Origin of the sequence: Paracoccus sp. (in: a-proteobacteria), assembly GCF_032007265.1 — a bacterium.
Taxonomy (GTDB): Bacteria; Pseudomonadota; Alphaproteobacteria; order Rhodobacterales; family Rhodobacteraceae; genus Paracoccus.
Genome location: NZ_DALZMB010000151.1, coordinates 1 through 6,895, shown reverse-complemented (window position 1 = coordinate 6,895; position 6,895 = coordinate 1). Strand labels below are relative to the sequence as shown.

At 58.9% G+C, this 6,895-nt stretch carries 6 protein-coding genes; 2 read left to right on the top strand and 4 right to left on the bottom strand.

Annotation, left to right across the window (positions count from 1 at the left end):
* A partial coding sequence (locus tag RTS12_RS19415) for an AMP-binding protein (RefSeq protein WP_312531505.1) occupies positions 1–974 on the bottom strand: 974 nt, incomplete at its 3' end.
* Between the two features lie 219 nt (positions 975–1,193).
* On the opposite strand from RTS12_RS19415, the gene RTS12_RS19410 reads away from it, so the two are divergent.
* Positions 1,194–1,682, top strand: a complete 489-nt coding sequence (locus RTS12_RS19410; RefSeq protein ID WP_312531502.1) for a pyridoxamine 5-phosphate oxidase — start codon at positions 1,194–1,196, stop codon at positions 1,680–1,682.
* A 46-nt stretch (positions 1,683–1,728) separates the two neighbouring features.
* Here the strand turns inward: RTS12_RS19410 and RTS12_RS19405 are convergent, their stop codons facing one another.
* The gene (locus RTS12_RS19405; protein ID WP_312531499.1) at positions 1,729–4,017 is read right to left on the bottom strand and encodes a glycosyl hydrolase family 28-related protein; all 2,289 of its coding nucleotides are present in this window, start codon (positions 4,015–4,017) and stop codon (positions 1,729–1,731) included.
* A 122-nt stretch (positions 4,018–4,139) separates the two neighbouring features.
* Positions 4,140–5,720, bottom strand: a complete 1,581-nt coding sequence (locus RTS12_RS19400; RefSeq protein ID WP_312531496.1) for a lysine--tRNA ligase — start codon at positions 5,718–5,720, stop codon at positions 4,140–4,142.
* A gap of 88 nt (positions 5,721–5,808) precedes the next feature.
* On the opposite strand from RTS12_RS19400, the gene RTS12_RS19395 reads away from it, so the two are divergent.
* Positions 5,809–6,231, top strand: a complete 423-nt coding sequence (locus RTS12_RS19395) for a tellurite resistance TerB family protein (protein ID WP_312531494.1) — start codon at positions 5,809–5,811, stop codon at positions 6,229–6,231.
* A 54-nt stretch (positions 6,232–6,285) separates the two neighbouring features.
* Here RTS12_RS19395 and RTS12_RS19390 read toward each other — a convergent pair.
* Positions 6,286–6,895 (bottom strand): D-alanyl-D-alanine carboxypeptidase (locus RTS12_RS19390; protein ID WP_312531491.1); only part of this gene is annotated, 610 nt, incomplete at its 5' end.

Here is a 6,895-nt window from a genome sequence, read left to right as displayed (position 1 = left end):
GCGCCATTGGCCAGCGGGCCATAGACGATATAGCTGTGCCCGGTGACCCAGCCGACATCGGCCGTACACCAATAGACATCGCCCTCGCGGTAATCAAAGACCAGCTCATGGGTCATGGCCGCATAGCACAGATAACCGCCACTGGTGTGAACGACCCCTTTGGGTTTGCCGGTCGAGCCAGAGGTGTAAAGGATGAACAGCGGATCCTCGGCATTCATTGGGCGCGGCGGGCAGTCGGGGGCGACTTCCTCCATCTGGGCCAGAACGTCGACATCGCGTCCCTGAATCCAGGTGGTCTGATCGCCCGTATGTTTGACCACAAGGCAGCGCACCTTATCCGAGCAATGCAAAAGCGCGGCATCGGTATTCGATTTCAGCGGTGTGCGGCGGCCGCCGCGCGGGGCGGTGTCGCAGGTGATCACGACTTTCGCGCCGCAATCATTGATGCGGTTGGCCAAAGCATCCGGGGAAAAGCCTGCAAAAACCACCGAATGAACGGCACCGATCCGCGCACAGGCCAACATGGCAAAGGCGGCCTCGGGGATCATCGGCAGATAGATCACGACCCGGTCGCCGCGCATCACGCCCTGGCTTAGCAAGACATTGGCAAAGCGATTGACCTTTTCGGACAGCTCACCATAGCTGATATGGCGCGCAGGCGCATTCGGGTCATCGGGCTCAAAGATAATCGCTGTCTGATGGGCGCGGCTTGCCAAATGGCGATCAATGCAGTTCACCGCGACGTTAAGAACGCCATCCTCGAACCATTTGATCGAGACCTTACCCATGGTGAAATCAGTGTTTTTGACCTTGGTGTAAGGCGTCAGCCAGTCCAGCCGCTTGCCCTCACGCCCCCAAAATCCGTCCGGGTCATTGACCGATTCCGCGTATAGGCGGGCGTAGTCCTCGGGTTTGACCAAGGCGTTTTCAAATCCTGCGGGGATGGGGTGTCGCGAAACGGCTTCAACTGACATATAACTCTCCTCTCTGGTGCCGGATCAAGTCGGGTGCCCCCTCCCTGGGGTAGCGATCTTCACCGACGGCTCCGGGTTCTTGCAAGGTTATGCCATTTCGCGCGTCATGGTAAACCGGATTTGGTATGAATGCCGAACGGCTGGAAATTTGGGGCAAATGGCCAAGCCATAGCCCTGTGCCCCCTTGCAAAGACTGCGTCCCCTCGCCAATCTCGCGCCATGAAAAAAGACCCGATCCGCACCACCGACCAAGAAGCCCGCGAGCTTGCGCAGCGCCTTATTCGCGACATGAAACATGCCGTATTGGGCACGCTGGACCCCGACAGCGGCACCCCGCTGTTGACGCGGATTGCGATACAGACTGACCGCGACGGATGCCCGATGGCGCTGTTGTCGGGGCTTGCCGCCCATAGCCGGGCCATCAAGGCCGATCCAAAGGCGGGCTTGATGATCGCCGATGACACTGTGGCCAAGGGCGATCCGATGACCCATGCGCGCCTGTCAATTCTGGCCAGGGCCGTCCCCGCCGAGCCCGATCCCGAACGGCGCGCGCGCTGGCTGGCCAATGATCCGAAGGCGACGGTCTATATCGACCTGCCCGATTTCACCTTCTGGCGCCTCGAGCCGCAGTCGGCTTTGCTGAATGCAGGCTTTGCCCGCGCCTATCGCCTCGAGCCCCAGGACATGCTGACAGCCCCGGCAGAGTAATCTGCCAGGGCGCTGGCACATCTGTGCTCGGGGCGCATCAGGGGCGTTAGTTGGGCGTGTCGACCCGCACACGCAATGACACCGTCCCTTTGACCGCCGCCGACCAATTCAGCGCGATCGACTGGCGATCCGAGCCGACCTGATTTTCAACCCAGGGCATCTCACTGACCCGGTTGTTGCTAGAGGTGGTGATCGCCGTCTCTGCAACAATCGATTCCACCTTTCGCGCCCAGCCGTTAAAGGGCAGCGCCGCCCCCGCAGCAATGACCCAACGATTTGCCGCCGTATTTTGCTGCAGGGTCAGATCAACCGGGTTGGCGACATAAGTATTCACGCCATTGAACAGATTTCCCTGAAATTGCAGGTTGCGCATTCGGCTGTAGTTCAGATCGGAAAAGGTGGTGTCGACTTTGTCGATCCTGTCGATCTTGTTGTTATTGGACTTAAAGACGTTCCCCATCACGCTAAAGCCATGAATGAAATGGCCGCTGCCATAGGGTTTCAGCGTCAAGAATGAAAAGCCAAGGGTGGTGTTGGAGGCAAGAAAGGTGTTTCCGGTAATCGTCAGCCCGCCAAAGGAATATTCATCGCTCCCGAAATTGGGGTAAGCGGCATATTCGTTGGTCCATTCGATCGTGCTATTGTCAACATAATTGCCATTGATCGTGGTCTGAACATTGGTCGCGGCCAGGACAAGGCCCGCGAAACGGACCCCGGCTTGCGCGGAATCCCCCTGAAACCAATGGTTGCCCTCGATGATATGACCTGCGCCGCTGGCCACCATGAAATGCCCAAAGCGCACAAAGCGATTATGGCGGATTTTGGTGTCATTGGCATTGACGTTGATGGCAATGGTCGTGCGGTTTTGTGCCAGCTCGGACATTTCATTGGACAAGAACTGGCAACGATCGATCAGCATATCCTGACAGCCCCGCCCGATCGAAGTGATGCCGCGATCCTTTGGCCGCGTGATATAGCAGTCGCGCAGATGAAACATTTGCCCCTCGGCGGGCAGCATAATCGCGCTGGCCATGCCATCCAGCTGCATTTCCACATCAGTGATATTCAGCCGGTCCAGCCGCTCTAACCCAGAAAAATCAAGCGCATAGCGGTAGCGGTGAAAGGTAAAGTTGCGCGTCGCGCCCCCGCCATACATGGGCTGAGACAGCGTAAGCGTCCCGGCACCGATATTGCGCCCGCGCACATAGACTTCGCGGCCAACGCCCGGGCCGGTGACACGCGCGCCGATCTCGATATTGGCGACATTGGCGACATTGCTCAACAGCGTCGATTGCGCCGGGTTATAGGTCGCGTTCGAGCTGACCACGCGCGTCGCCCAGGCCGGACCATCCACGATACCGATCTGACCATTGGCAATCACCCGGCGGTTCGAAAAGCTGCCAAGGTTGGGGGCAATCGCTGCCAGATCAATCGGCTCGGTCAGATCGACACGCCTGCCGCACAGATCCAGAGTGGTGTGATCGGTATAGCCAAACAGCGCCTGCAATGCGCGTTTAAAGCCTTCGGTTTCATCGCCGAAGGCGCTGGCATAGGTCGGGAAATCAAAACGTCCCTGCAAGGCCAGTCTGGCGCTGCGTGGCATGCTGAGGCGGCCCTTGAAGCGGACGGGCGAGTTCATCGACAGGTTCGAGCCGATGAGATAAACCCCCTCGGGCACCAAAACCTCGCCGCCCGCAGCCGCCGCATCCGCCGCGACAAAGGCCGCGCGGTCGTCGGTTTTGCCGTCACCCACCGCGCCGAAATCGCGCACATCGACCCAATCCAGCATTTGCGGCAGAAATGCCGATGTCACATCCTCGATGACAAAATTCTCGATCCGCACCGCGCCATTATTGTCGCCGATCAGATCCAGTCCGAAAAAGCCCGCGCTTGCCAGCCGCCCCCAGGCCATGTCGACGCCCGCGCGATTTCCGCTGCCCACGATGGCCGACACTTCAACCACCTCGCCATAGGCGCGCAGAGCGACCTCGGGGCCAGATTGAACCACCCCGCCCAGATTTGCGCCGCTGGCATTCATGGCATAGGCCGCAATGCGCACCCGGGGCAGGTTTCCGGTAATGGCTTTGACGCGGGTCGAAATGCGCAAATAAGTACCCGGCGAAATCGGGGTGCGCTGGTTATAGCGCAGCGAGGTCGGCTCGGCCTGTTTCAGAATTTCAAGGCAAGTGCCGAAATCTGCATCCGCCGGAACGATCGCGGCATTGGCCATCCCTGCCCAGCTTGGCGAGCCGGATGTGCCATTGGTCCGCGACCAAAAATTCAGCCCCGCGCTAAAAGCACGGGGCATCAATGATGTATTGCCAAGAATGGACATGCCGATCTTTCCCCTTTGCTGTTCCGCGGACAAGATCCACGGCTTGGGAAAAGAAACTGACGGCCCGGCGTTAACCAGGCATTAACCATGCGCGCGCCGCAACAGCGGCACGCGCAACAGCCTTAGCCCAGCAGCTCGCCCGCAAGCGCCTTTTCAATCAGCGCACGGGTTTCAGCCACGCCGTAAAGCGCGATGAAGCCGCCAAAGCGCGGCCCTTGCTCGGCCCCCAGCAGGACCTGATAGAGCGCCGAGAACCAATTGCGCAGCGGCTCGAAACCATGTTCGGTGCCAACCGCAAAGACCATAGTCTGAAGCGCTTCGGCATCGGCTGCCCCCTCCCATGCGGCCAGACGCCCAGCCAGATCTTCAAGCGCACGGCGCTCTTGCTCGTCCGGGGCGCGGAAGGTGCGGGTCGGCGCGACAAAATCCTCGAAATAGCGCAGGGCAAAGCCCGCTGCCGCATCCATGGTCGGGTTGTTTTCCGCCGTTGCCTCGGGGGCATAGCGTTGGATGAAGCCCCAAAGCCCCTCTTTGCCAGTCGCGCCCGCGACCGAGGCCAGATTAAGCAGCATCTGGAACGGCACCAGCATATCCGACCTGGGCACATTGCCACCATGAATATGCCAAACCGGATTAGCCAACTGCTGATCCAAGGTCTGGGTCGGGAAGGCCCGCAGCTGCTGATGATATTCGTCGACCGCCTTGGGAATGACATCGAAATGCATGCGCTTGGCCGTTTTTGGCTTTTGGTACATGAAATACGACAGGCTTTCGGTGGCGGCATAGGTCAGCCATTCGTCAATCGAAAGACCATTGCCTTTCGATTTCGAAATCTTCTGACCATCCTGATCCAGGAACAGCTCATAGGTGAAATGTTCCGGCTTCTTGCCGCCAAGGATCTCGCAGATCTTGTCATAGATCGGCGTATTGGTCGAATGGTCCTTGCCGTACATCTCGAAATCCACGTCCAGCGCGGCCCAACGGGCGCCGAAATCGGGCTTCCACTGCAGCTTGACCTGCCCGCCCGTTACCGGAAGCGTGGTCTCGGTGCCATCCTCATCATCGAAGGTGATGGTGCCATTCTTGGCATCCACATTCTTGATCGGAACGTAAAGCACACGCCCCGAGATCGGGCTGATCGGCAGGAAGCAGGAATAGCTTTGCTGACGCTCTTCGCGCAGCGAGGCCAGCATGACGGCCATGATCTCGTCATATTTCTCGGCCGCGCGCAGCAGCGTGGCGTCAAACTTGCCCGATTTGTAGAAATCCGTGGCCGAGATGAATTCGTATTCAAAGCCGAATGTGTCCAAAAAGCGGCGCAGCATGGCATTGTTGTGATCACCAAAGCTTGGGTATTCGCCGAAAGGATCGGGAACCGCGCTAAGGGGTTTTTGCACATTGGCGTGCAGCAGCTCTTGGTTCGGGACATTCTCGGGCACTTTGCGCATGCCGTCCATGTCATCCGAAAAACAAAAAAGCCGGGTCGGAATATCCGAGATGATCTCAAAGGCGCGGCGCACCATCGTCGTGCGTGCGACCTCACCAAAGGTCCCGATATGCGGCAGCCCCGAGGGACCATAGCCGGTCTCGAACAGGACATAGCCCTTTTCGGGTGCCTTTTTCTCATAGCGTTTCAGCACGCGGCGGGCCTCTTCAAACGGCCAAGCCTTGGAATTCATCGCGGCATCACGCAGAGCGGTCATTTTGAGTCTCCATACTAATCCACCTCCCGTATTGAAACCGGGCAATATCGTCAATAATTGCTGATCAACGCTTTAAGGAAACATGACAATGACGAACGATTTACCCTCTTTCTCGACCTGCGATGCGCTGGTGGCGGTCATGGTGGCGGTTTCTGCCTCTGATCTGAACATGCGGACCGCCGAGTTGGTCGCGATTGAACGGATGGTAAATCACACGCCGATCTTTGCCAGCTATGACATTGATCGCATCCGCGCCATCTCTCAGACCGTCATCTCTTTGTTCGAGGAAGAGGACGGGCTTGATGCGCTGTTTGGCCTGATCCGCGACGCCTTGCCGCCACAGCTGTTTGACACGGCCTATGTGCTGGCTTGCGATGTCGCGGCATCGGATGGCCGCTTGGGAGAGGTCGAGGCCGAGATGCTGGCCGAGATACGTCACCAATTTGCGCTGGATCGGCTGACCTCTGCCGCGATCGAATTGTCGGCACGCGCGCGTCACCGCGTCATTTAACCCCGAACGGCAAAAACAGCCGCGGCCCGGTTCATTCCCGGGCCGGGCCAGCGATCACGGCGCAGTCTGGCTGGCAAGCGCCGCATCGGGCTGGCTCATCAGCCAGTTTTCAATCAAGCCCTGCTGCAACGCCTTGGATTTGCGCGTCCACAGGCTGACGCCATCGGGCAGCTCTTTGCCTTCATTGGCGGCGCGGCGGGTCTCATCCCCGGTCAGGATGGCGAAAATGATCGCATGTCCCTGGCTATCTTCGGCATAACCCGCAAGGTTCGAGACAAAGTTCAGCGTTCCGGTCTTGGCCTCGACGGTGATCGGGCTATGGGAAAGCGGCTTGCCCTTGGCATCGCGCAACGCGATATTCTTCATCAACCCCCGCAACTTTTGGGCCTGCCCCGGACCGGCCAAGGTCTGGACCATCATCCCGGCGGTAATGCGCGTTGCAGGCGACAGCCCCGAGTGATCGTAAAAGACATAATCGCCCAAGATACCCTGCGCCCGCAGCCATGCGTTCATTTCCGCAGCCGAAGCGGCAAGATCGCCCTTGCCGCTGGCGGCCAATCCAACGACCTCGGCGGTCAAATTGTTGGAATATTCCATCATCCCTTTCAGGATCGCGTAAAGAGGCGCTGAATCGCGCGTGGCGATTGTCTCACCCTGCGGCAGA

What these genes read in the sequence shown, in the direction of transcription:
- RTS12_RS19410 (WP_312531502.1), top strand. Translation starts at nt 1,194, where the DNA reads ATGAAAAAAGACCCGATCCGCACCACCGACCAAGAAGCCCGCGAGCTT.
- RTS12_RS19405 (WP_312531499.1), bottom strand. Translation starts at nt 4,017, where the DNA reads ATGTCCATTCTTGGCAATACATCATTGATGCCCCGTGCTTTTAGCGCG.
- RTS12_RS19400 (WP_312531496.1), bottom strand. Translation starts at nt 5,720, where the DNA reads ATGACCGCTCTGCGTGATGCCGCGATGAATTCCAAGGCTTGGCCGTTT.
- RTS12_RS19395 (WP_312531494.1), top strand. Translation starts at nt 5,809, where the DNA reads ATGACGAACGATTTACCCTCTTTCTCGACCTGCGATGCGCTGGTGGCG.